At 71.3% G+C, this 22,573-nt stretch carries 22 protein-coding genes; 16 read left to right on the forward strand and 6 right to left on the reverse strand.

Annotated features, from left to right (window positions below):
* Position 1: 1 nt before the first annotated feature.
* Positions 2 to 499, forward strand: a complete 498-nt coding sequence (locus KZI27_RS07025) for a ribose-5-phosphate isomerase (protein WP_123293994.1) — start codon at positions 2 to 4, stop codon at positions 497 to 499.
* Positions 500 to 508: 9 nt separating this feature from the next.
* Positions 509 to 1,438 carry an Fpg/Nei family DNA glycosylase gene (locus KZI27_RS07030; protein ID WP_222660174.1) on the forward strand — a complete coding sequence of 310 codons (930 nt, stop codon included), beginning with the start codon at positions 509 to 511 and terminating at the stop codon, positions 1,436 to 1,438.
* A gap of 20 nt (positions 1,439 to 1,458) precedes the next feature.
* Here KZI27_RS07030 and KZI27_RS07035 read toward each other — a convergent pair whose 3' ends face one another.
* Positions 1,459 to 2,895 (reverse strand): amidohydrolase, encoded by a 1,437-nt coding sequence (locus KZI27_RS07035; protein ID WP_261784142.1) that lies wholly within the window; start codon positions 2,893 to 2,895, stop codon positions 1,459 to 1,461.
* Positions 2,896 to 2,924: 29 nt separating this feature from the next.
* On the reverse strand, positions 2,925 to 3,578 hold the full coding sequence (locus KZI27_RS07040; RefSeq protein ID WP_222660178.1) for an FMN-binding negative transcriptional regulator: 654 nt from the start codon (positions 3,576 to 3,578) through the stop codon (positions 2,925 to 2,927).
* A 158-nt stretch (positions 3,579 to 3,736) separates the two neighbouring features.
* Between KZI27_RS07040 and KZI27_RS07045 the strand changes: the two genes are divergently transcribed.
* From KZI27_RS07045 to KZI27_RS07075, 7 genes are all read left to right on the forward strand, one after another.
* On the forward strand, positions 3,737 to 5,323 hold the full coding sequence (locus tag KZI27_RS07045) for an ABC transporter substrate-binding protein (RefSeq protein WP_261784144.1): 1,587 nt from the start codon (positions 3,737 to 3,739) through the stop codon (positions 5,321 to 5,323).
* 8 nt (positions 5,324 to 5,331) lie between these two features.
* Positions 5,332 to 6,732 carry a M14 family zinc carboxypeptidase gene (locus KZI27_RS07050; protein WP_222660180.1) on the forward strand — a complete coding sequence of 467 codons (1,401 nt, stop codon included), beginning with the start codon at positions 5,332 to 5,334 and terminating at the stop codon, positions 6,730 to 6,732.
* Positions 6,732 to 7,673: an ABC transporter permease gene (locus KZI27_RS07055; RefSeq protein WP_222660182.1), complete on the forward strand. Its 942-nt coding sequence runs from the start codon at positions 6,732 to 6,734 to the stop codon at positions 7,671 to 7,673. The genes KZI27_RS07050 and KZI27_RS07055 overlap by 1 nt, the downstream gene beginning before the upstream one ends.
* Positions 7,670 to 8,560 (forward strand): ABC transporter permease, encoded by an 891-nt coding sequence (locus tag KZI27_RS07060; RefSeq protein WP_222660183.1) that lies wholly within the window; start codon positions 7,670 to 7,672, stop codon positions 8,558 to 8,560. Before KZI27_RS07055 ends, KZI27_RS07060 begins: the two co-directional genes overlap by 4 nt.
* 86 nt (positions 8,561 to 8,646) lie before the next feature.
* Positions 8,647 to 10,056, forward strand: coding sequence for a serine hydrolase (locus tag KZI27_RS07065; RefSeq protein ID WP_261784146.1), 1,410 nt, complete (start codon positions 8,647 to 8,649; stop codon positions 10,054 to 10,056).
* Positions 10,053 to 10,619, forward strand: coding sequence for a GbsR/MarR family transcriptional regulator (locus KZI27_RS07070; RefSeq protein ID WP_222660185.1), 567 nt, complete (start codon positions 10,053 to 10,055; stop codon positions 10,617 to 10,619). Before KZI27_RS07065 ends, KZI27_RS07070 begins: the two co-directional genes overlap by 4 nt.
* Positions 10,616 to 12,268, forward strand: a complete 1,653-nt coding sequence (locus KZI27_RS07075; protein WP_222660187.1) for a dipeptide ABC transporter ATP-binding protein — start codon at positions 10,616 to 10,618, stop codon at positions 12,266 to 12,268. The genes KZI27_RS07070 and KZI27_RS07075 overlap by 4 nt, the downstream gene beginning before the upstream one ends.
* A gap of 66 nt (positions 12,269 to 12,334) precedes the next feature.
* On the opposite strand, the gene KZI27_RS07080 is transcribed toward KZI27_RS07075, so the two are convergent.
* Positions 12,335 to 12,916 (reverse strand): hypothetical protein, encoded by a 582-nt coding sequence (locus tag KZI27_RS07080; protein WP_222660189.1) that lies wholly within the window; start codon positions 12,914 to 12,916, stop codon positions 12,335 to 12,337.
* 131 nt (positions 12,917 to 13,047) lie between these two features.
* Between KZI27_RS07080 and KZI27_RS07085 the strand changes: the two genes are divergently transcribed.
* The 3 genes from KZI27_RS07085 to KZI27_RS07095 are packed head-to-tail and all read left to right on the forward strand — an operon-like array spanning position 13,048 to position 16,183.
* Positions 13,048 to 14,604 carry a sensor histidine kinase gene (locus KZI27_RS07085; protein ID WP_222660191.1) on the forward strand — a complete coding sequence of 519 codons (1,557 nt, stop codon included), beginning with the start codon at positions 13,048 to 13,050 and terminating at the stop codon, positions 14,602 to 14,604.
* A gap of 39 nt (positions 14,605 to 14,643) precedes the next feature.
* Positions 14,644 to 15,306, forward strand: a complete 663-nt coding sequence (locus KZI27_RS07090) for a response regulator transcription factor (protein ID WP_111084503.1) — start codon at positions 14,644 to 14,646, stop codon at positions 15,304 to 15,306.
* A gap of 13 nt (positions 15,307 to 15,319) precedes the next feature.
* Complete coding sequence (locus tag KZI27_RS07095) at positions 15,320 to 16,183, forward strand: EamA family transporter (protein ID WP_222660193.1); 864 nt, start codon at positions 15,320 to 15,322, stop codon at positions 16,181 to 16,183.
* Positions 16,184 to 16,191: 8 nt separating this feature from the next.
* On the opposite strand, the gene KZI27_RS07100 is transcribed toward KZI27_RS07095, so the two are convergent.
* The 3 genes from KZI27_RS07100 to KZI27_RS07110 form a co-directional block, all read right to left on the reverse strand.
* On the reverse strand, positions 16,192 to 16,344 hold the full coding sequence (locus tag KZI27_RS07100; RefSeq protein ID WP_222660195.1) for a hypothetical protein: 153 nt from the start codon (positions 16,342 to 16,344) through the stop codon (positions 16,192 to 16,194).
* Between the two features lie 102 nt (positions 16,345 to 16,446).
* Complete coding sequence (locus KZI27_RS07105) at positions 16,447 to 16,779, reverse strand: hypothetical protein (RefSeq protein ID WP_222660197.1); 333 nt, start codon at positions 16,777 to 16,779, stop codon at positions 16,447 to 16,449.
* A gap of 106 nt (positions 16,780 to 16,885) precedes the next feature.
* On the reverse strand, positions 16,886 to 17,917 hold the full coding sequence (locus KZI27_RS07110) for a LacI family DNA-binding transcriptional regulator (RefSeq protein WP_222660199.1): 1,032 nt from the start codon (positions 17,915 to 17,917) through the stop codon (positions 16,886 to 16,888).
* 115 nt (positions 17,918 to 18,032) lie between these two features.
* On the opposite strand from KZI27_RS07110, the gene KZI27_RS07115 reads away from it, so the two are divergent.
* From KZI27_RS07115 to KZI27_RS07130, 4 genes are read left to right on the forward strand one after another with little or no spacing between them, the layout of a single operon-like run.
* Positions 18,033 to 19,325 carry an ABC transporter substrate-binding protein gene (locus KZI27_RS07115; RefSeq protein WP_222660201.1) on the forward strand — a complete coding sequence of 431 codons (1,293 nt, stop codon included), beginning with the start codon at positions 18,033 to 18,035 and terminating at the stop codon, positions 19,323 to 19,325.
* Positions 19,325 to 20,203, forward strand: a complete 879-nt coding sequence (locus tag KZI27_RS07120; RefSeq protein ID WP_123673340.1) for a carbohydrate ABC transporter permease — start codon at positions 19,325 to 19,327, stop codon at positions 20,201 to 20,203. The genes KZI27_RS07115 and KZI27_RS07120 overlap by 1 nt, the downstream gene beginning before the upstream one ends.
* Positions 20,200 to 21,174, forward strand: coding sequence for a carbohydrate ABC transporter permease (locus KZI27_RS07125; protein WP_222660203.1), 975 nt, complete (start codon positions 20,200 to 20,202; stop codon positions 21,172 to 21,174). The genes KZI27_RS07120 and KZI27_RS07125 overlap by 4 nt, the downstream gene beginning before the upstream one ends.
* Positions 21,174 to 22,553 carry a glycoside hydrolase 5 family protein gene (locus KZI27_RS07130; protein WP_222660205.1) on the forward strand — a complete coding sequence of 460 codons (1,380 nt, stop codon included), beginning with the start codon at positions 21,174 to 21,176 and terminating at the stop codon, positions 22,551 to 22,553. Before KZI27_RS07125 ends, KZI27_RS07130 begins: the two co-directional genes overlap by 1 nt.
* Positions 22,554 to 22,573: the final 20 nt, after the last annotated feature.

Here is a 22,573-nt window from a genome sequence, read left to right on the forward strand (position 1 = left end):
CATGCGCATCCACCTCGGAACGGACCACGCCGGCCTCGAGTTCAACCAGACCCTCGCGACGCACCTGACGGAAGCCGGGCACGAGGTCGTGGACCACGGACCGACCGAGTACGACGCGCTCGACGACTACCCCTCGTTCTGCATCAACGCCGCGCACGCCGTGGTGCAGGACCAGCGCGCCGGTGTCCAGGCGCTCGGCGTCGTGTTCGGCGGCTCCGGCAACGGCGAGCAGATCGCCGCGAACAAGGTCGAGGGCGTCCGCGCAGCGCTCGTCTGGAACGAGTCGACCGCGCTCCTGGCGCGTCAGCACAACGACGCCAACGTCATCTCGATCGGTGCCCGCCAGCACACCGAGGACGAAGCGATCCGCTTCGTCGACCTGTTCATCGCCGAGCCGTTCTCGGGCGAGGAGCGTCACGCCCGCCGCATCGCGCAGCTCGCCGAGTACGAGCAGACGGGGCACATCGCCGGCAAGCAGATCGACGGCTCGGCCGAGTAGACAGGTCCCATGCCCGAGGGTCACTCCGTCCACCGAATCGCCAACCAGTTCACCCGGCACTTCGTCGGCAAACGCTGCGAGGTGTCCAGTCCGCAGGGGCGGTTCGCCGCTGGGGCCGCGCAGCTCGACGGCAAGCGGATGATCGCTGCCCGGGCGGTGGCGAAGCAGATGTTCCTCGAGTTCGAGGGCGACCTGTTCCTCCGCGTCCACCTCGGCCTCTACGGCGCGTGGGACTTCGCGGGGGTGATCTCGACCGCCGAGGCACTGTCGGACGACGACGACCGCGAAGAGTCGCTCAGCTCGATCGGCGCACCGCGGCTGGCCCGGTACCGGATGGCCGAGCAGGAGAAGGCGGAGGACCCGATCGAGTCCTTCCCCCCGGACCCCGTCGGCCAGGTGCGCGTCCGGATCCTGACCGAGGACACCGTCGCCGACCTGCGCGGCCCGACCGCCTGCGTCGTGGAGACGCCGGCCGAGGTGCAGCGCGCCCTCGACAAGCTCGGCCCCGACCCGATGAACGACGACGGCCCCGAGGCCGAGAAGGTGTTCGTCGACAACGTCCGGAAGCGCAACGTCGCCATCGGGCAGCTGCTCATGGACCAGTCGGTCGTGGCCGGCATCGGCAACATCTACCGTGCCGAACTGCTCTTCCGGCAGCGCATCGACCCGTACAAGCCGGGCAAGAAGATCACCGTCAAGCAGGCGAAGGCGCTCTGGGCGGACTGGTCGAAGCTGCTGCACGACGGCGTCCGTGACGGCCTGATGATGACGATGGACGACCTGTCCGAGGCCGACCACAAGAAGGCCCTGCGCTCGCGCAAGGACCGCCACTGGGTCTACCACCGGCAGGGCGAGCCGTGCCGGCTGTGCGGCACCGAGATCCGGATGGCCGACATGGCTGGCCGGAAGCTCTACTGGTGCCCGAAGGACCAGAAGTAGCGCGCCTCAGAATCGAGAGCTCAGAGTTCGCAGTACGTGAACCGCCCGGCGATGGCGGTCGCGAGCACCGGCATCGAACGCAACGCGGACGACGACGCCGTGAGCGGGTCCGACCCGACGAGCACGAGGTCCGCGACGTCGCCGACGGCCACGCTGACCCGTCCGTCCGTCGACCCTTGCCACGCGGCGAGCGCCGACAGTCGTTCGGCGGGGTGCCACGGGTCGCGGCCGTCGCGGTCGCGCCCGACGGCCGCGGCCATCGACACCCACGGGTCGAGGGGCGCCACCGGGGCGTCCGATCCGAGCAGCAGCCGGGCTCCGGCTCGGGCGAGCGACGCGAACGCAAAGGCCCGGTCGGTGCGGCCGGCCCAGTGCCGGTCGGCGATGTCGCGGTCGTCCATGGCGTGCTCGGGCTGCACCGAGGCGGCCACCCCGAGCCTGGCGAACCGGTCGACGTCGGTGTCGACGAGCAGTTGCGCGTGCTCGATGGTGCCGCGGGCGCCGACGGCCTCGAAGACGTCGAGCGCGAGGGTGTTCGCCCGGTCGCCGATCGCGTGGATCGCGGGGACGAGGTCGGCGTCGACAGCCCGGCGGGTGATGGCCACGAGGTCGTCGAACTCCCACGCGAGCACGCCGGACCCGTCGGTCATGGCCGCGGTCCGGGTGCCGAGGGACCCGTCGGTGACGACCTTGAACGGCCCCATCGTCAGCAAGCCGCGGGTCCGGTCGACGACGTCGCCGGTGCGGAGCCCGCGGTTGATGACGGCATCGAGTTCCGCCGGGTAGACCCCGGACGCCACCCGGAGCGCGTCGGTGCCGGCGTGGATCCGGCGCGCCCAGCGGTCGAGGCCGAAGCGCATCTCGAGGTCGACGACGCCCGTCACACCGCGGGCGGCAGCGGCCTCCACCGCGTCGGCGACGTACCCGTCGAGCAGGTCGTCCGGCACCTGCGAGAGCGCACCGGTCACGTCGAAGGCGTCCTGCTCGCGCAGGACCCCGTCGGCACCCGCCTCGAGCGAGCGGCCGACGAGCGCGGAGAAGCGGGCGAGCGCGAGGGCGTTGCACCAGACCGCGTGCAGGTCACCGCTGATGACGACGGTCGGGAGGCCCGGTGCGGCCTGGTCGAGCAGCTCGCGTCGTGCGGGGGTCGGCCACAACCCGTCGCGGTAGCCGTGTCCGATCAGCACGCGGTCCGGCACCCCGGTCCGCGCGACCGCTGCGAGGAGGTCGGCGGTCGACTCCGCGGAGTCGCAGCCGGAGACGTCGACGCGGCGGCGCACCAGGGCCCACTGGTCGAAGTGCGTGTGGTGGTCGCGGAGGCCGGGGCCGAGCCACGCGCCGGCGGTCTCGACGACCTCGGTGTCGGGGCCTGCGGGGTCGAGCGTGCCGGCCGGCGCGATCTCGGCGACCCGGCCGTCGGCGATGCGGACGTCGGCAGGGGCCCCGGAGGTGCCCACCCTGCGGACGGTCCTGAGCAGGATCTCCGTCACCGTTCCTCCCGGTCGTCAGCGCGCGCAGCGTGCGCTCGTTCCATCTCGTCGGCGAGCGCCGGCGACGCGTAGGGGCCGTCGCCGCGCAGGCCGGCGATGATCCGGTCGACGACCTCGGGCGCCTTGTTCTGCGAGAGCTTCGCGCGGGCGTCGAACCGGGTGATCCGGATGCGGATGCCCACGGTGCCCTTCGCCATCCGGCGTGCGGTCTCCTCGTCGATCTCGAGGGACACCGGCTCGGGCATGACACGCTCGAAGTGGTCGACGAGCTCGCCGAGCACCCGGAAGTTCTCGTCGTCGGACAGCAGCTCAGGCGTGCCCCACAGGTGTGCGGTGACGTGGTTCCAGGTGGGCACGAACTGTTCCGGCGGGTACCAGGCAGGGGAGACGTACCCGTGCGGACCCTGCACCACGACCAGGACCTCGTGCCGGCCGAGTTCATGCGCGAGCTCGTCCGGACGGCCGACGTGCGAGACGAGCACGATCTCGTCGGGGTCGTCGTCCGGCCCGGGCGCCTCGAGCAGGAACGGGTAGTGCGACGCGACGATCCCGGCGTCGGTGTGCGACACGATCGTAGCCCACGGGTTGCCCGCGACCAGGCGCTTGACCTCGTCGACGTCCGTCATCAGGAAGTGGGGTGTGTGCCGCATGGTCCGAGCGTGGCACACGGCTCCGGCCGAGCGCGACACCTGTCGTTTCGCGAGTGTTTCAGACCGGTAAAAGTTTCAGAGTTCATTGAAAGAAGCATTGTGCCGGGGGTCGCTGCAGGCCTAGCTTCACTCATCAACGACGACCCGGAGGAGACCCCATGCGACGCAGGACCATCGCCACGCTGGCCACGGCGGCCACGCTGGCACTCGTGGTGACCGGCTGTTCGGCGAGCGGCACGGCCGACTCCGACGGCGGATCCAGCCTGGTGTACGCCACCGGCGAGCCCGACCACCTGACGCCCGGACGGCAGACCGTCGCGTTCGACCAGGTGCAGAGCCTGTTCGCGCCGCTGACGCAGACCGACGCGAAGGGCGAGCTCCACGACGTCGCCGCGAAGAGCGTCGAGAGCGACGACGCCACCACGTGGACCATCACGCTCCGGGACCGCTGGACGTTCCAGAACGGCGAGGCCGTCACCCCGGAGAGCTACGTGAAGGCCTGGAACCACGTCGCCTACGGACCGAACGCGTGGGAGAACAGCGGGCAGCTCGCCGCGATCGTCGGGTACACGGACCTCAACCCGGCGAAGGGCACCCCGAAGACGAAGGAGATGTCGGGGCTCAAGGTCACCGGCAAGGACACCTTCACGGTCACGCTCACCCACGCCGACAGCCAGTTCCCGCTCCAGCTCAGCCAGGCCCAGACGGCGTTCTACCCGATGCCGTCCGCCGCGTACGACGACCTCAAGGCGTACGACAAGAAGCCGATCGGCAACGGCCCCTACGAGATGCAGTCGGCGTGGAAGGCGGACAAGGAGTTCACCGTCACCGCGTGGAAGGACTACGAGGGGACGAAGCCGGTCACGAAGGACGTCACGTTCCGGAGCTACTCCGACATGAACACCGCGTACACCGACGTCCTCGCGGGCAACGCCGACGTGCTGTTCCTGCCGACCGACAAGATGACCAGCGCGGAGGCCGACTTCGGCGACCGCCTGCACTCCTTCGACGCCCCCGGCATCGACTACCTCGGGTTCCCGCTCTGGGACGACCGGTACTCCGACCCCGACGTCCGACGCGCGATCTCGATGTCGATCGACCGCGACGAGGTGAACACCGCCATCTACGGCGGCCTGTACGAACCCGCCACCGCGCTCACGCCGCCGTCGATGTCCGGCACGGAAGAGGGCATCTGCGGCGAGGCGTGCGAGTTCGACCCCGCCGCGGCCAAGAAGCTCCTGGCGAAGTCCGGCGGCTTCGACGGCACGATCACCCTCGTCTACCCCGGCGGCAGCGGCCTCGACTCGCTCTACGAGGCGTACGCCAACCAGATCCGGCAGAACCTGGGCGTCGACACCGTCGCGAAGGCCACCACCGACTGGGCCTCGTACTACTCCGAGCTGACGGACAAGAAGGTCGCCGGCCCGCACTTCGGCCACTGGGGCGCGCTGTACATCAGCCAGCAGAACACCCTCCGCGCCCTGTTCACCACGGCCGGCGGCTGCGCACCCTGCACCGGGTACTACCAGTCCGACACCGTGGACGCCCTGCTCGCGAAGGCCGACTCGGCCGGGTCCCAGGACGAGGCGAACGAGTACTACACGAAGACGCAGGAGGCCGTGCTCGAGGACTTCCCCGTCGTCCCGACCTTCTTCGACAAGTACTCCTACGTGACGAGTGACAAGGTCACGAAGCTCCCCGCGGTCGCCGGCAGCCCGGTCGTCACGCAGATCGCCGTGAAGTAGGGCACCGCATGGACCAGCGCACCATCCTCCGTCTGGCGGCCGAGGTCCCCGACCGCGACGGCTTCCCGTTCGTCGACGACCTGCACGCCCGGTTCGACGCGCTCGCCGCGGCCCACCCGGACCGGGTCACGGTCACCCGGATCGGCACCAGCCGGCTCGGTGAACCGCTGCACTCCTACCGGATCGGCACCGGGTCGCACGCCGCCGTCGTGGTCGGCGGCGTGCACCCGAACGAACCGATCGGTTCGTGGACGGCCCTGCACCTCGCCGAGACGATGACCACCGACGACGAGGCCCGTGCGCTCGACGTCACCTGGCACATCGTCCCGACGATCGACCCGGACGGCATGCGGCTCAACGAGGCCTGGTTCCACGACCCGCACGACCGGGTGTTCTACTCGCGGCACTTCTACCGCCCGGCCCCGGACAGCCAGGTGGAGTGGACGTTCCCGAACAGCTACCGGTCGGTGTACTTCGACCAGGTGCTGCCCGAGACGCTCGCGTTCATGCGGCTCATCGACGACACCGAGCCGGACCTGCTGGTGTCGCTGCACAACGGCGAGATGGGCGGGGTCTACTACTACCTGTCCGAGGACCTGCCCGACGTCGTCGACACCCTGCACGCGGTACCGGCCGCGCTCGGGCTGCCGCTCGACACCGGGGAGCCGGAGTCGCCGTTCCTGCGTGCACTCGCCCCCGCGGTGTTCGCGATGGACGGGATCGAGACCGCGTACGACTACCTCGAAGGACTCGGGGTCGATCCGGGCGAGCACATCCACGGGGCGTCGAGCGCAGCGTGGGCGATGCGGCACGGGGCGCTGTGCATGGTCGCCGAACTGCCGTACTGGAGCCATCCGGACGCCGACGACCAGACCCCGACCGACGAGTCGTACGCCGACCTGCTCCGGCGCTGCTCCGCCGAGCTCGGTGCCTCGGGCGAGGAACTCCAGCAGTTCCTCGACGAGGCGTCGCCGATGCTGACGATCGAGTCGCCGTTCCTCGAGGCGTCGCGCGCCTTCGTGCCGATGCTCGTCAGCACGGCCGACACCGACCGCCGTCGCGCCGACCGCGAGCCGGCCGAGCGGATGGCCACGGTCGCGGAGCGTTTCGGCTGCGAGGACCTGGTCCGCTGCTTCCGACTGCGCTACGGCGGCATGCTGCTCCGTGCGGTCGAGGCGGAGACCACCGCCGGCACGGCGTCCGCGCCGCTCCGGCGCCTGTGCGACCGCCTGGTGGAGCGGTACGCGCGCTGGCAGGCGGACGCGTCCACGGACGCCCAGCCGATCCCGGTGCGGAAACTGGTGGGGGTGCAGTACGGGGCGATCCTCGCCTGCGCGGCACACGTGTCGGACCCGGCCCGCGCCTCCCGTCCGCCCCTGGTCACCACGAGCAGGTCGGGAGGCGCGTGATGCGTCCGACGCTCGCCGTCGGTCGCCGGCTCGGCGGCCTGGCCATCGTGTTCCTCGGGGTGACGTTCCTCATCTACGCGATGACCTTCGCGCTGCCCGGCGACCCGATCAAGGCGCTCGGCGGCGAGCGTCCGCTCAGCGACGCGGTCGTCCGCACGCTCCGCGCCGAGTACCACCTGGACCAGCCGCTCTGGCTGCAGTACGTGCAGTACCTCGGCGGGCTGTTCCGTGGCGACTTCGGCACCGACTTCAACGGGCAGTCCGTCGGCGAGCAGATGGCGTCGCGCTGGCCGGTCACGATCACCCTGGCGCTCACCGCCTGGGCCCTCGAGATCGTCCTGGGCATCGGGCTCGGGGTGCTCTCCGCCCTGCGGCGCGGCACCGCCCTCGACAAGACGGTCCTGGTCGGCACCATCGTCGTCGGCGCGATCCCCGTGTTCGTCCTCGGCGTCGCCCTGCAACTGGTGTTCTCGGTGCGGCTGCACTGGTTCCCGGTCGCCGGCGTCACCGCGGGCTGGCCGACGGCGTACATCCTGCCGGCGTTCGTCATCGCGCTCTTCGGCCTCGCCGCGGTGTCCCGGCTCACCCGCACCTCGATGATCGAGACCCTCGACGCCGACTACGCCCGCACCGCACGGGCCAAGGGGCTCACGCCCGGTCGGATCGTCGGCGTGCACGTGATGCGGAACTCGCTCATCCCCACCGCCACCTACCTGGCGACCGACCTCGGGTACCTGATGGGCGGCACCGTGATCATCGAGGGCATCTTCAACCTGCCCGGCGTCGGCAACCTGCTGTTCCAGGGCATCCGGTCGCACGAAGGCGCGGTCGTCGTCGGCATCTCGACCGCGCTCATCCTGGTGTTCCTCGTCACGAGCGTGCTCGTCGACCTGCTGCACGCCGCCCTCGACCCCCGCGTCCGGACCGGAGCAGCCGCATGACCACCTCAGCGCTCAGCGCCACCGTCGAACCCGTCGTCGGCGGTCGCCGCCGACCCCTGCTGGCCGCGGCCCGGACCCCCGGCTTCTGGGTGCCCGCCTCGGTCCTGGTCGTCGTGCTGCTCGTCGCGTCGTTCCCGCAGCTGTTCGCCGGACTGTTCGGCCACGGCGACCCCCGGGTGTGCGACCTCGGGCAGAGCGGCGCCTCGCCGACCGGCGGGCACCCGTTCGGCTTCGACCTGCAGGGCTGCGACGTGTACGCCAACGTCGTGTACGGCACCCGGTCGTCGATCGCCGTCGCGGTGCTCACCACCGTGCTCGCCGGCATGGTCGCCGTCGTCGTCGGGACGATCGCGGGCATGGTCGGCGGGTGGGTCGACGCCGTGCTCGCCCGCCTGACCGACGTGTTCCTCGGCTTCCCGTTCCTGCTCGGCGCCGTCGTGGTGCTCAACAGCGTGGGGGAGCGCTCGGTGCTCACCGTGTCGCTCGTGCTCGCACTGTTCGGGTGGCCGACGATGGCCCGGCTCGTGCGGTCGAGCGTCCGCAGCGTGCGGAACGCCGAGTTCGTGCTCGCCGCCCGCACGATGGGGCTGTCCACCTGGCGGATCACCACCCGGTACGTCCTGCCGTCGTCGATCTCGCCGCTGCTCGTGCTCGCGACCATCACCGTCGGCGGCGTCATCGTGTCCGAGTCGTCGCTGACCTACCTCGGCATCGGGCTCGAGAGCCCCGCGATCTCGTGGGGACTGCAGCTCTCCGCAGCGACGGCGCAGTTCCTCCGCGCCCCGCACATGCTCATCGCACCCGCGACGTTCCTCGCCGTGACCGTGCTCGCCGTCATCGCGCTCGGCGACACGCTGCGCGCCGCGCTCGACCCGCGTCGGCGCTGACCCGCACGGCGCGCCCCGCGTCGTGGCGGGCACCGCCGCGGCCGACGCGCCAGACTCGCTGCAGAACCGTTCTCGAAAGGACCACCGTGACCGACACCCTCTCCGCGTACCGGAAGACCCTGCCCTACATCCGCGAGTGGGTGTCGTACAAGGTCTGGCAGCTCCGGGTGCCCGGCGTGCAGGTCGCCATCGGGTTCGGCGGCGAGGTGCTGTTCGACGAAGCCTGGGGCTACGCCGACGTCGAGGCCGGGCGTCGCCTGACCACCACCGACCTGTTCCGCATCGCCTCGCACTCGAAGACCTTCACCGCGACGGCCCTGCTCCAGCTCGCCGAGCGCGGGTCGCTCCGGCTCGACGACACCGTCGGCACGTACATCCCCGCCCTGGTCGACGGCGGCTCCCCGCTCGCCGACGCCACGATCCGGGAGCTCATGGAGATGGGCGCCGGGGTCATCCGCGACGGCCACGACGGCGACTACTGGTCGCTCCTGCGGCCGTTCCCCGACGAGCAGGAGCTGCTGGCGCTCGTGCTCGACCGCGGTCAGAAGGTCCCCACCGGGTCGTCCTTCAACTACTCGAACCTCGGCTACTCGCTGCTCGGACTCGTCATCGCCGCGGTCTCCGGCCGGTCCTACAACGACTTCGTCCGCGAGTCGATCACCGAACCCCTGGGACTCCGCAACACCGGCCCGGACTGGGACCCCACCCGTGCCGACGACTTCGTGGTCGGGTACACCGGGTTCCACACCGCGCGGCGCCGGCAGCGCATCGACCACGTGGACACCCGCGCGATGGCCGCCGCCACCGGGTTCCACGGCACCGCCTCCGACCTGGTCAGGTACTTCTCGCAGCACGTCATCGGGCACGGCAGGCTGCTCGACGACCACTCGAAGCGGCTCGCGCAGCGCAAGGCCTGGAGTGCCACCGACGACCCGGCCGCCCGCGGGTACGGCGCCGGCTTCATCGTCGACCGCATCGGAGGCCGTGAGGTCCGCGGCCACTCCGGCGGGTTCCCCGGGCACATCACGCAGTCGCTGTTCGACCCGGCATCGGGCCTCGTCGTCTCCGTGATGACGAGCGCTGCCGCCGGACCCGCCACCCTCATCGCCACCGCCGTCGTGCAGATGCTCGACGCCGCGGCGGACGCGTCCGCGCCCGGCACCCCCGTGCCCGACGACGTCGACACCGCCGCGTACACCGGCCGCTTCGCCAACCCGTGGGGCGTCAGCGACATCGCCCGCATCGGCGACCGGCTCGTCGAGGTCGACCCGTCCGGACCCGAACCGCTCGACACCCCCACCCGGCTCGAGGTCGTCGACGCGGACACGCTGCGGATGACGCACGGCAACCGCTTCGGTTCGATCGACGAGGACATCACCTTCACGCGCGACGCCGACGGTACCGTCCGGTCGATCCGCGCCGGTGGCGGCATGACCGAGGAACCGTGGACGATCCCGACCGAGTCGCCCGAGGTCGCGGCGGGGCTGGCACCGTGAGCGGCGTCGACGGTCGGGACGACGGTGTCGGGCACGACGACGTCGTGCTCGAACCCGAGCGGCAGGCGTTCGTCGAGGAGTTCGCCCTGATGCTCAACGACGGTGCGGGCATGCCCCTCACCGACGCCCGCGTGCTCGGCTACCTCATGATGACCCGCGCGCCGCACTCGTCCTCCGCCGACCTGCAGGACGCCCTCGGCGCCAGCTCGGGCTCGGTGTCGATGGCCACGCGACGGCTCGTCGACTCCGGGTTCGTGAAGCGCCACATCGTCGCCGGCGAACGCAGCCACTACTTCCGCGCCGAGGCGGACGTCTGGGGTTCCTGGCTCGCGAGCGAGCGGAAGTACCTCGACCGGCAGCGCGACATCATCGGCCGCGGACTCACCGTCGTCGAGGCCGCGGGCCGCACCGGCGCGGGCGACGTCGACGCCGAGGTCCGCGAGCGCCTGCTCAACGGCCGCGACTACATGCAGTGGCTGCAGGGGTACCACCGCAAGATGCTCGAGGAGTGGGAGGCGTTCAAGGCCGCCCGCGACCACACCGACCGTTCGGAGACCCCATGACCGACGTCCTGACCGTCGACCACCTGTCCGTGACCTTCGACGTCGACGGCGTCGAGGTCCGCGCGGTCGACGACGCCTCGTTCACGGTCGGCCGCGGCGAGGTCGTCGCCGTCGTCGGGGAGTCCGGGTCGGGCAAGAGCATCACCGCGATGACGGCGATGGGGATCGCCCCCGACGGTGCGCGCGCCTCCGGCAGCATCCGGCTCGGCGACCTCGAGGTCATCGGCTCCGACGAGCGCACCCTGCGCGGGGTCCGGGGCCGCAGCGTGTCGATGGTCTTCCAGGACCCGTCGGCCGCGCTCAACCCGGTGTTCACGGTCGGGTTCCAGCTGGCCGAGGCCGTCCGCCGCGCCGACGCATCGCACGACCGCGCCGCCGTCCGTGAACGATCGCTCGAACTCCTGCGCGCCGTCGAGGTGCCGGAGCCCGAACGCCGGCTCGGCCAGTACCCGCACGAGCTCTCCGGCGGACAGGCGCAGCGCGTGATGATCGCGATGGCGCTCGCCGCCGACCCCGACCTGCTCATCGCCGACGAGCCGACGACCGCACTCGACGTCACGGTGCAGGCCGAGGTGCTCGACGTCCTGCGTGCGCTGCGGGAACGCACCGGCACCGCGATCCTCCTCATCACCCACGACATGGGCGTCGTCGCCGACATTGCCGACCGCGTGGTCGTCATGCGCCGCGGTCGCGTCGTCGAGACGGGCACCGTCGCCGCGGTCTTCGCCGCGCCGTCCGCTGAGTACACCCGCGACCTGCTCGCTGCGGTCCCACGCATGGGCACCGGGTCCGGCCAGGAGGCCCGGATCGACACCGTCACGGAGGCCCCCTCGGTCGTCCTCGACGTCCGGCACCTCGTGGTCGAGTACGGCGGTGCGCTGCGCGGGCGGTTCCGCGCGGTCGACGACGTGTCGTTCACGGTCGGTCGCGGTGAGATCGTCGGACTCGTGGGGGAGTCCGGCAGCGGCAAGACCACCATCGGCCGCGCGGCCGTGGGACTCGCACCGATCACGTCCGGATCGGTCGTCGTCGCGGGCACCGACGTGGCGGTCGCCCGGCGAGCAGCTCGTCGCGAGATGCGGCGACACGTCGGTGTGGTCTTCCAGAACCCGCTCCGGTCGCTCAACCCGCGGTACACGGTCGGACAGACCGTCGCCGAGCCGCTCCGGCAGGTCCTGCGCCTGCCGTCGGCGCAGATCGACGAACGGGTGGACCGGCTGCTCGCCGACGTCGGCCTGGACGGCGGGTACCGCGAGCGCTTCCCGCACGAGCTCTCCGGCGGGCAACGGCAGCGCGTCGCGATCGCCCGCGCGGTCGCGCTCGACCCCGCACTGCTCATCGCCGACGAGCCCACGAGTGCCCTCGACGTCTCGGTGCAGGCGCGGGTGCTCGACGTCTTCCGGGAACTGCAGGAGCGCCTGGGCTTCGCGTGCCTGTTCGTCACGCACGACCTGGCCGTGGTCGACACGCTGTGCGACCGGGTCGTCGTGCTGCACGGTGGGGAGGTCGCCGAGCAGGGGACCCGCGACGCCATCCTCCGGTCGCCGCAGGACCCCTACACGCGCCGGCTCATCCAGGCCGCGCCGGTACCCGACCCGGCCGAGCAGGCCGTCCGCCGGTCCGAGCGTCTGGCCGCACGGGTCGGCTGAGGGGCGCTCGCGGCCTCGGCGCAGTTGCAGGCTCAGCGCAGCTGCTAGGTCGGCGTCCGTGTGGCGTCAGCGCACCTCGGCTGAGACCCACAGGGCGTTCGCGCCGCGGCCGACCGGACGCAGGAGCGGGACGGCGACGAGCACCGTCGCCGCCAGGTACGCCACGGTCTGCAGCAGCCCCGGGACGGCCAGCACGATGCCCAGCGCCTCCTGTGGGGTCGCCAGGATCAGCACCGTGTTCGACAGGAGCGCCGCGACGAACCACAGCGACGCCGCCACGGTGACGACCCAGCCGAAGGCCCGCTGCACGCCGTCCTCGTTCCGGACGGTGAGCACCCCGAACGCCACGAGTGCACCCTGCGCGACCACGAGGAGCACCTCGGTGGCCCAGCCCGGCGCCGGCCACAGGAGCGCGAACGCCAGGACCGACACCGCGAACGCGAGCGCCCGGCGGTCCCGAGCGCGCACCGCTGCGACGAGCACGACCGCAGCTGCCAGCCCGGCGAGCGCCGTGGCGACGAGGAGCAGCCCGTTCGGCAGGTCCCACGGCGCGAGCCAGATCGTCCCCACCAGGCCGCGCGCCCCGAACACGACCGCTGCGACGACTGCCGCGGCCGAGACCACCCGAACCCCCGTGATGTTCTGCATGCGCGCACACTACTCCCGCGCCCGTCACACCGCGATGGTGCCCCGGGAGCCGGCGGAACGGGGGATAACCCCACCCGGGGTGGGGAGGGGGCAGGATGGGGGAACGGCCCCGTGATCGCGAGGCTGGAGTCATGACCGACACCGACCGCCTCGACCAGGCGCGAACCGTCCCGCTGGACGACGTCACGCCCTCGCCCGACCAGGCCCAGACCGTCCCGCTGGGCGACTCCGTCCCACCTGGAGCCACCAAGCCGATGCCGCAGTACCCGCGACAGCACGACCAGCAGACGCCGCCGGCGTCGTGGGGCGCGACCCCGCCGAACGGATCGGCACCCGTCGGCGGCCACGGCCGCGGTCCGGGTTCCGGCATGACCGCCGGTGCGTTCTACCGCGAGTCCTGGAAGCGCCTGCCGCGCGACTTCGGCTACATGGCCCTGACGGCCGTGCTGCTGTGCACCCTGTACGTCGCGTTCCCCGCAGCGATCTTCGGTGGAGGCTTCCGCGACCTGTTCAACCCGTTCGTGCTGCTGATGTTCTTCATCGCGCTGTTCGTGGCGCGGTGGCTCGGACAGTTCGAGAAGCTCCGCATCGGATGGGCCGACCGGCGTCCGATCCGGCCGGTGGACTGGACGCCCCGCTGGCAGCAGAACTGGTGGACGCGCACGGGGTCCGCGGTCGCCAACCCGCACTACTGGCTCTACCTGCTGCACGCAGCGGTCGTGTACCCGCTCGTCGCCCTGGTGACCGTCGGTGCGGGGGCGATCCTGCTCGCCGGGTTCCTCTGGCCGATCGCCGTCGGCGGGTTGTTCCTGCTCAACAACATCCGGTCCGGGTACTTCCCGGACGGCATCGGGTTCGCCACGGGCGTCGGGTTCCTCGGGCTGCTGTCGATGGCGGCCTCGGTCGTGCTGTTCCCGCTGTGGGCCCGCGGTTCGGTCATCGCGCACTACTGGGTGGACTTCGGCCTGCTCGGCGGGTTCCGTGCGGAGCAGCTCGAGCAGCGCGTCGCCGGACTGCAGGCCTCCCGCGCCGGTGCGGCGACCGCCGAGGGACAGGCCCTGCGCCAGATCGAGCGCGACCTGCACGACGGCCCTCAGCAGCGCCTGGTGCGGCTCCGGATGGACCTGTCCGCCGCCGAGCGCGCGTTCGACAAGGACCCGCAGAAGGCGAAGCAGCTGATCGGCGAGGCATCGGAGCACGCGCAGGACGCCCTCGACGAACTGCGTGCGCTGTCCCGCGGGTTCGCCCCGCCGATCCTGCTCGACCGCGGGCTCGTGGCGGCCCTTGAGGCGCTCGTCGCCCGCACGCCGATCCCGGTCGGCCTCGACGTCCGTCTGCCCGAGGGCCTCGAGCTCGCGACGGAGATCCAGCGCAACGTGTACTTCACGGTGAGCGAGCTCCTGACGAACACCATGAAGCACGCCGGTGCGACGACCGCCGGGGTGTACCTCGGGCTCGTCGTCGACGCCTCCGGGCTCTGGTACCTGACCGTCAGCGTCACCGACGACGGCCGTGGTGGCGCCCGACCCCAGCAGGGCCACGGCATCGAGGGCCTGATCGGCCGGATGCGCGCGCTCGACGGCGACCTGGTCGTCGCGAGCCCCGAGGGCGGACCCACCGAGGCCACGGCCCGCATCCCGCTCGGCGCCCTGAACGGCGTCCCCACGACGGCGAACCCGCGGTCGTGACCCCACGGGAGCGCCCGCGCTCCCACTAGGCTGGTCGGCATGACAGACGGCCCGGATGCAGCACGCATCCGGGCCGTCGTCGTCGACGACGCCGTCCTGCTGCGCGAGGGCTTGGCCCGCGTGCTCGACGAAGCCGGCATCGACGTCATCGGGCAGTACGCCGACGCCCGCGCCTTCCTCGCGACGCTGCCCGACGGCGCTCCCGACGTCGTGGTCATGGACGTCCGGATGCCACCGACCTTCACCGACGAAGGCGTCCGCGCGGCCGTCGAGACCCGCCGGATCGCCCCGCGCACGGGTGTGCTCCTGCTCTCGCAGTACGTCGAGGCCACCTACGCCGAAGACGTCCTCGCCGCCGGCGCGACGGGCATCGGCTACCTGCTCAAGGACCGCGTCACACGGCTCGAGGAGATCGACGACGCCGTGCGCCGGATCGCGGCCGGTGGCACCGTGCTCGACCCCGAGGTCGTCACGCAGTTGATGAGCCGTCGGCGCGACCCCCTCGCCGCGCTCACCCCTCGTGAACGCGACGTGCTCGGCCTGATGGCCGAGGGGCGCACGAACGCAGCCATCGCCCGCGCGCTCGTCATCGGCACCGGCGCCGTCGAGAAGCACGTGTCGAGCATCTTCGGCAAGCTCGCGCTCGAGGACACCGGTGAGGACCACCGCCGCGTCCTCGCCGTGCTCGCCTACCTCGGATGACCCGGGCGCGCGGATGAACCAGGCCCGCGGCACCGATCGGGTCCCGGCTCCGCTGCTCGCCCTCACCGCGATGGTGTCCGTCCAGCTCGGCGCCGCGATCGCGAAGACCCACTTCGACGACGTCGGCGCGGTCGGGGCCGCGGCGCTCCGGCTCGTCATCGGTGCGGTGGTGCTCGCCCTGGTCGTCCGTCCCCGCGTCCGGCACTGGACCCGCGCGCAGTGGGTCGGTGCCGTCGGTCTCGGGCTGGCGCTCGGCGGGATGAACGTCTTCATCTACCTGGCGTTCGCGAGCATCCCGATCGGGGTCGCGGTGACGATCGAGTTCCTCGGCCCCCTCGCCCTGTCCCTCGTGCACACCCGACGCTGGCGGGACGCGCTCTGGGCTGCCCTGGCGCTCGCCGGCGTCGTGCTGCTCGGGGTCGGCCCGAGCGCCGTGACCGAGGTCGGCGGGGTCGTCTGGGCCGTGTTCGCGGCGGCGTGCTGGGCGGGCTACATCGTGATGAACCGGCACGTCGGCGCGGCGATCCCCGGGGTCGACGGCCTGGTGGTGTCGATGGTGGTCGCGATGCTCGTGTCGCTGCCGTTCGGGCTCCCGTCCGCGGTGGACGGCGTGGTCCGCGAACCCGTGCTCCTGCTGGTCTTCGGCGCGGTCGCGGTGTTGTCGAGCGTGCTGCCCTACGCCCTCGAGATGGCGGCGTTGCGGCGGATGCCGACGCGGGTGTTCGGCGTCCTGCAGAGCCTCGGCCCGGCGATCGCCGCGCTGGCCGGCCTCGTGGTGCTCAGTGAGGGGCTGTCGGTGCTGGAGACGGTGGCGCTGGTGTGCGTCACCGCTGCGAGCGTCGCCGTCACGCTCTCGGCGCGCCGCCGACGCCGCTGAACGACCGTCTACTCGTCGCCGAGGAAGTCGGCGCACGTGGGTTCCGTGTGCTCGCCCGACAGCAGGGCGGGGTCGTTGACCCGGGCCTCGACGTAGGCGCTGATGACCTCGGGCGGGGTGAGCACGTGGGCGACCCAGGACGGCACCGCGGTGTTCTTCATGGTGCCTCCTCGTTCCGGAGCGGCACTCGAACGAATGCCTCGATCAGTGAGTTACTTGCCGAACCGGTGTTCGCCAAACGATCCTCGGGGTGCGACCGGAAGTCAACGCGCTGCGTTCTGCGGACTCCGGATCGCGCGTTCCGCCTGGTCGGCGCGCAGGGTGCGGTGCTTCACGGCGGACCGCCACACCCACGCGTCCGCCTGCTGTCCGAACTGCGCCCACTCGACCATGACGGCATCGCGGGTCCAGCTCTTCGCGAAGGCCTTCACGCGCACGTGGAAGGTCGGGAACTGGATCCACGCCCAGACCGGCACCGGGGTGACGGCGTGGCAGACGTCGGGCCCGCGGGCGTCCTCGGACAGCGAGTAGGCGCGCGGACGTTCGACCTCCGGGTGTTCCGGGGGCTGCCACCGGTTCTCGCGACGCCGTCCCACGACGGTATTCGAACGTGTGTTCGAACGGGAGTCAAGTCCGCCGCGTGCAGTGGACCTCGGTCGGACGCCCGCTGGGCGTGTCGCAGCGGAGCGCCGGTGCGGCGTCTCAGGACCCGGCGCGCGCCGTCGACTCCCGGACGCTCAGTGTCAGCGGTGGCCCGGGGCGTGACGGCAGCGGCGCGTCGGCGTCGATCTGCGCGCGCAGGAGCGTCGCCGCCCGCTGCCCGAGCTCCACGGTGTCGCGGGTCAGCGAGGTGATGGACGGCCGGACCAGCTGGATCATCGCCGAGTCGTCGAACGACACGATCGAGACGTCGGTCGGCACGGCGACGCCCATCTCGCTCGCGACCCCGAGCCCGGCCACCGCCAGGACGTCGTTGTCGTAGACGATCGCCGTCGGTCGGCTGCTGCGGGACAGCAGCGTGCGGGTCGCACTCGCACCGGCCTCGGCCGAGTAGTCGGTCGGGATCGACACGGCGTCGGCGAGCCCCTCGGCCGCGGCGAACGCCCGCACACGGCCGATCCGCATGGCGGTGTGCTCGAACTCGGGGCGCCCGGCGACGTGCGCGATGCGTCGGTGCCCGAGCGCGTGCAGGTACCGCAGGACGGTGTCCGTCGCGTCACCGTCGTCGATCCACACGCTCGGTGCGGAGCCCTCGGGCGAGGGGTGGGACCCGACGACGACCGTGGGCATGCCGAGTTCGGCGAGCAGGGTCAACCGGTCGTCGTCGCGCCGCGGGTCGATGACGACCACCCCGTCGACGCGGTGCCCACGCCACCACGCCCGGTAGGTCTCGAGTTCCTCGGCGACGTCGCGCGCCACGAGCAGGTTCATCCCGACGTGGGTGCCGGCGAGTCCGAGCTGGATGCCGGAGATCAGGTCGCCGAAGAACGACTCGGTGCCGAGGGTGCGGGCCGGCCGGTTCAGCACGAAGCCGATCGAGCCGGCCTTGGCACCGCCCAGTGCGCGGGCTGCGGTGTGCGGTTGCCAGTCGAGTTCGCGGGCGATCGCGCGCACGCGAGCACGGGTCTCGTCGGACACGCCGGGGCGGTCGTTCAGGGCGAACGAGACCGCGCTGACGGACACGCCGGCACGCGCGGCGATGTCGGAGATCGTCGTTCGACGGTTCGCGGCCATGGGCTTGACTATAGCGTTTTAGTCCTTCATAGTCACTGCCACGAGCGGGTTCGGGGACAGGGACTGAACCGGTTCAGCACACTGACGAAGCAGGATGACGAGGGAGTCAGACGCCATGAGGACCACCACACGTGCGACGAGGAGCCGTGCTGCGGCGCTGCTCGCAGGAGCTGCCGCCACGGCACTCGTCCTGACCGGCTGCTCGGGCGGCAGCACCGCGGCCGACAACGGCGGCGGGGAGATCAGCGGGTCGATCACGCTGCAGACGTGGGCGCTCACGCCGACGTACACGGACTACCTGAACGGGGTGATCGCCGACTTCGAGAAGGCCCACCCGGACGCGAAGGTGAAGCTGCAGGACCAGCCGGGCGACGGCTACGCCGACAAGGTGCTCAGCCAGGCGTCGTCGAACTCGTTGCCCGACGTCATCAACCTGCCGCCGGACATCGCCCTGCCGCTCGCCAAGCGCGGGTTCCTGCAGGACGTCGCGAAGGACGACACCGAGCTCGCGAGCACCTACGTCGCCGGTGCGTTGGACTCGTACGAGTACAAGGGCGTGGACGGCACGTTCGGGTACCCCTGGTACCTCAACACCGACGTCGACTACTGGAACGCGACGATGTTCGCGAAGTGCGGCCTCGACGCGGACAACCCGCCGAAGACCACCGACGAGCTGTTCACGCAGGCGAAGACCATGCACGAGAACTGCCCGACCGACTACCTGATGAGCCGCAAGCCCGGCCTCGGCGACTTCACCCTGGCAGGCGTGAAGGTCCTCAACGCGGACGGCACGAAGTTCACCTTCGCCGACTCGTCGAAGGCCGCCGACCTGATCGAGCGGTACAAGGACGCGTACCAGGACGGCTACATGCCCTCGAACGTGCTGAACAGCGACTACCTCGGCAACTCGACGCTGTTCACGCAGCAGAAGGTCGCGTGGACCACCGGCGGCGCCACCTCGCTCGCGGACTTCGAGAAGAACAACCCGTCGCTCAAGGGCAAGGTCACCGTCAGCCCCGCACTCGACACCCCGCCGCTGTACGTGCAGGGGCTGTCGGTGTCGGCGAAGTCGAAGCACCTCGCCACGGCTGAGGCGTTCGCGAAGTTCATGACGAACGCGAAGAACCAGGAGGCGTTCGCGCACCAGGTGAACATCTTCCCGTCGACCACGTCGTCGCAGTCCGACCCGTACTTCTCGAAGGACGACGGCACCGTGAACGGTGAGGCCCGTGTCCTGGCGAACGAGGCCCTGAAGACCGCGAAGGTCCTCAACCCGGTCGAGGCGAACTCCGCCATGACGGACTTCCTCGACCAGCAGATCGCCCTCGCCATGAAGGGCCAGGTCGCGCCGGAGCAGGCACTGCAGACGGCGCAGACCAAAATGAACAGCCTGCTGGCCAACGGCTGATGCGCGCCAACCGCTGGTTCACGCCCTGGCTGCTCGTCCTGCCGGCCCTCGTCTGGCTCGTCGCGTTCAGCCTCTGGCCGTCGATCAACACCGTCCGGCTGTCGTTCACGAACGCCAGCCCGCTGGGGGGCGTGAGCCAGTGGGTGGGTCTTGCGAACTTCGAGACCCTGCTGGCCGATCCGCAGGTGTGGGAGGCGCTGCTCAACAGCGTCATCTACATGGCGATCTGCCTGCCCCTGCTGACCGTGCTGCCGCTGCTCATCGCGGTGCTCGTCCAGCAGAAGCTCCCGGGGATCGCGTTCTTCCGCACGGCGTTCTACACGCCCGTCATCGCCTCGGCCGTCGTCGTCGGGCTCATCTGGACCTGGATCCTCGACGACCGCGGCGTCATCAACGAGATGGCGCAGGCGCTCGGCGTCGTGCAGGGCAGCGTCCCGTTCCTGACCGACCGGTGGCTGCTGCTCCTCAGCGCGATCAGCCTGACGGTCTGGAAGGGCCTCGGCTACTACATGATCATCTTCCTCGCGGCCCTCGGGAACGTCGGCAAGGACCTGCACGAAGCGGCCGCCCTCGACGGCGCCGGATCGGTGCGACGGTTCTGGTCGGTCACCATGCCGGGGGTCCGCGGCACCATGACGCTCGTCGGGATCCTGGTGTGCGTCTCCGCGCTCCGGGTGTTCAGCGAGCTCTACATCCTCACCAACGGCACCGGTGGACCCGGCGGGCAGGACAACTCGCTCGTCATGCTCATCCAGCAGTACGCCCGCGGTTTCACCGGCAACCTCGGGTACGCGTCCGCCTTGAGCCTCCTGCTCTTCGTCGTGACGCTCATCCCGATGCTCGCCCTCGCGCGGATGAACAGCAAGGCGGACAAGTGACGAACACGACGACCACCGAACCCGCACTGGGCGGGGCACGCGGTGCAGCCAGCCCGACGCCGGACGTGACCGGCGCGACGGACGCGGGACGGGCCTCCAGGCAGAACGGACAAGACGGACGCAAGCGCCGTCGCGCGGTCTGGGGCGTCATGTCCACCCGCGAGAAGGTCGTGCGCTACGTCCTGCTCATCGTGGTGCTCTTCATCACGATCGGCCCGTTCCTGTGGCAGCTGTCCACCTCGCTCAAGGGCGCCGGCGAGGACATCTACACCGCGAACCCGTCCTTCATCCCGACCGAGCCGACCTTCGAGAACTACCTCAAGGTGGCTGCCGCGATCCCGGTCTGGCGGTACATCGGCAACTCGCTGCTCGTCGCCGCGATCGACGTGTTCGGCAACATCGTCTTCGCGACGCTCGCCGGGTTCGCCCTGGCGCGGCTGCAGTGGCGGCACCGCAAGCTCGTCCTCGGGCTGTTCCTCGCCACGCTCGTCCTGCCCGGCGAGGCGACGATCATCTCGCAGTTCGTCACCGTCAAGGACCTCGGCCTCGCCGACAACCTCGTCGGTGTCGCCCTGCCCGGGATGATCGCCGCGCTCAACGTGCTGCTCATGTTCAACGCGTTCCGGCAGATCCCGGAGGAGATCGACCAGGCCGCCGTGATGGACGGCGCGAACGCGATGCAGCGGCTGCGGTACATCTCGCTGCCCGCCGTGCAGGGGACGATCGCCGTCATCGCGATCTTCTCGTTCATCGGGGCGTGGGACGACTTCCTGTGGCCGCTCATCGTGCTGCAGTCGCCGGAGAACCTCACCCTGACCGTCGGACTGCAGTACCTGCAGGGCACGTTCGCGACCGACCAGCGCATGATCGCCGCCGGCACCATGATCGCGTTCATCCCGATCGCCGTGATCTTCGCCGTCCTGCAACGCTTCTTCTTCAAGGGCGTCGAAGAGGGCGGTGTGAAGGGCTGATGCGCTTCGGGGTCAACTACACGCCCTCGGTCGGATGGTTCCACTCGTGGCTCGACTTCTCGGCGTCGGACACCGCCAGGGACCTCGAGGCGATCGCCTCGCTCGGCGCCGACCACGTGCGGATCTTCCCGCTCTGGCCGGTCGTGCAGCCGAACCGGACGCTCATCCGGGCCTCGGCGCTGCAGGACGTCGCGACGGTCGTGGACATCGCCGGCTCGTTCGGGCTCGACGTCAACGTCGACGCCCTGCAGGGGCACCTGTCGAGCTTCGACTTCGTGCCCGCGTGGCTGGACAGCTGGCACCGCCGGAACATGTTCACCGACCCGGACGTCGTCGCGTCGACCGCGGCGTACGTCCGGGCGCTCGCCCGAGCGGTCGCGGACAAGCCGAACCTGCTCGGCATCACCATCGGCAACGAGGTGAACCAGTTCGCGCACGCGCCGCACCCCGCGCCGCACGACATCACGGCGGAGCAGGGCCACGCGTGGGCGGCGGCGATGGTCGCGGCGGCGCGTGACGGGCTGTCGGCCGGTCCGGCCGGTTCGTCCGGCGGGTCCGGCCTGGAGGCACGGCTCGGCCCCGCCACGTCTGCGCCGTCCGGCGCCGGGTCGCGTCCACGGCCGCTGGTCACCGTCGCGCAGTACGACGCCGCCTGGTACGACGACGCCCAGCCCTTCGGCCCGGAGCACGCGGCGGACCACGGTGACGCCACCGTCACGCACTCGTGGGTGTTCAACGGCTCGGCAGCGCTGCACGGCGCACTCGGACCGGGATCGGTGCGGCACGGTGAGTACCTGCTCCAGCTCGCCGCCGCCTGGAACCGCGACCCCGCACGGCCGAACTGGCTGCAGGAGGTGGGGGCGCCCACCAACGTCATCGCCCCGGAGGACGCCGCCTCGTTCACCGAGCAGACCATCCGGCACGTGCTCGGGGCGCAGCAGGTGCTCGGCATCACGTGGTGGTGCTCGCACGACGTCGCCCGGTCGCTCGCCGACTTCCCGGAGCTCGAGTACGACCTCGGGCTCTTCACCAACGACGGCCGCGTCAAGCCGGCGGGGGAGGCCTTCGCCGCCGTCGCACGGTCAGGCGCCGCCGCCGCTGCGCCGCCGGCCACCGCGCTCGTGCTCGACGACGTGCTGCCCGACGGCTCGGACCGGCACGGGATGCGTGCCGACTGCGCCCCCGGAGGCCGGTTCGCCGCCGCCTGGCTCGCCGTCGCGTCGGCGGACCCGGACGGTCGCGGTCCGCAGGTCGTCCTCCGTTCCCGACTCGGCGACACCGAGATGCTCGCCGCCCGTGGCATCGACCGCTGCGTGGACGTGCCCGCCGACCTCGACTCCACCACCATCCGCGTCGCGCACCCCGCGACCACGCCCTGATCTGCGGCAACGCCCCGACC

The sequence above is a fragment of the Curtobacterium sp. TC1 genome, from assembly GCF_019844075.1.
In the GTDB taxonomy this organism is placed as follows: Bacteria; Actinomycetota; Actinomycetes; order Actinomycetales; family Microbacteriaceae; genus Curtobacterium.

What these genes read in the sequence shown, in the direction of transcription:
- KZI27_RS07025 (WP_123293994.1), top strand. Translation starts at nt 2, where the DNA reads ATGCGCATCCACCTCGGAACGGACCACGCCGGCCTCGAGTTCAACCAG.
- KZI27_RS07030 (WP_222660174.1), top strand. Translation starts at nt 509, where the DNA reads ATGCCCGAGGGTCACTCCGTCCACCGAATCGCCAACCAGTTCACCCGG.
- KZI27_RS07040 (WP_222660178.1), bottom strand. Translation starts at nt 3,578, where the DNA reads ATGCGGCACACACCCCACTTCCTGATGACGGACGTCGACGAGGTCAAG.
- KZI27_RS07045 (WP_261784144.1), top strand. Translation starts at nt 3,737, where the DNA reads ATGCGACGCAGGACCATCGCCACGCTGGCCACGGCGGCCACGCTGGCA.
- KZI27_RS07050 (WP_222660180.1), top strand. Translation starts at nt 5,332, where the DNA reads ATGGACCAGCGCACCATCCTCCGTCTGGCGGCCGAGGTCCCCGACCGC.
- KZI27_RS07055 (WP_222660182.1), top strand. Translation starts at nt 6,732, where the DNA reads ATGCGTCCGACGCTCGCCGTCGGTCGCCGGCTCGGCGGCCTGGCCATC.
- KZI27_RS07060 (WP_222660183.1), top strand. Translation starts at nt 7,670, where the DNA reads ATGACCACCTCAGCGCTCAGCGCCACCGTCGAACCCGTCGTCGGCGGT.
- KZI27_RS07075 (WP_222660187.1), top strand. Translation starts at nt 10,616, where the DNA reads ATGACCGACGTCCTGACCGTCGACCACCTGTCCGTGACCTTCGACGTC.
- KZI27_RS07080 (WP_222660189.1), bottom strand. Translation starts at nt 12,916, where the DNA reads ATGCAGAACATCACGGGGGTTCGGGTGGTCTCGGCCGCGGCAGTCGTC.
- KZI27_RS07085 (WP_222660191.1), top strand. Translation starts at nt 13,048, where the DNA reads ATGACCGACACCGACCGCCTCGACCAGGCGCGAACCGTCCCGCTGGAC.
- KZI27_RS07090 (WP_111084503.1), top strand. Translation starts at nt 14,644, where the DNA reads ATGACAGACGGCCCGGATGCAGCACGCATCCGGGCCGTCGTCGTCGAC.
- KZI27_RS07095 (WP_222660193.1), top strand. Translation starts at nt 15,320, where the DNA reads ATGAACCAGGCCCGCGGCACCGATCGGGTCCCGGCTCCGCTGCTCGCC.
- KZI27_RS07100 (WP_222660195.1), bottom strand. Translation starts at nt 16,344, where the DNA reads ATGAAGAACACCGCGGTGCCGTCCTGGGTCGCCCACGTGCTCACCCCG.
- KZI27_RS07110 (WP_222660199.1), bottom strand. Translation starts at nt 17,917, where the DNA reads ATGGCCGCGAACCGTCGAACGACGATCTCCGACATCGCCGCGCGTGCC.
- KZI27_RS07115 (WP_222660201.1), top strand. Translation starts at nt 18,033, where the DNA reads ATGAGGACCACCACACGTGCGACGAGGAGCCGTGCTGCGGCGCTGCTC.
- KZI27_RS07120 (WP_123673340.1), top strand. Translation starts at nt 19,325, where the DNA reads ATGCGCGCCAACCGCTGGTTCACGCCCTGGCTGCTCGTCCTGCCGGCC.
- KZI27_RS07130 (WP_222660205.1), top strand. Translation starts at nt 21,174, where the DNA reads ATGCGCTTCGGGGTCAACTACACGCCCTCGGTCGGATGGTTCCACTCG.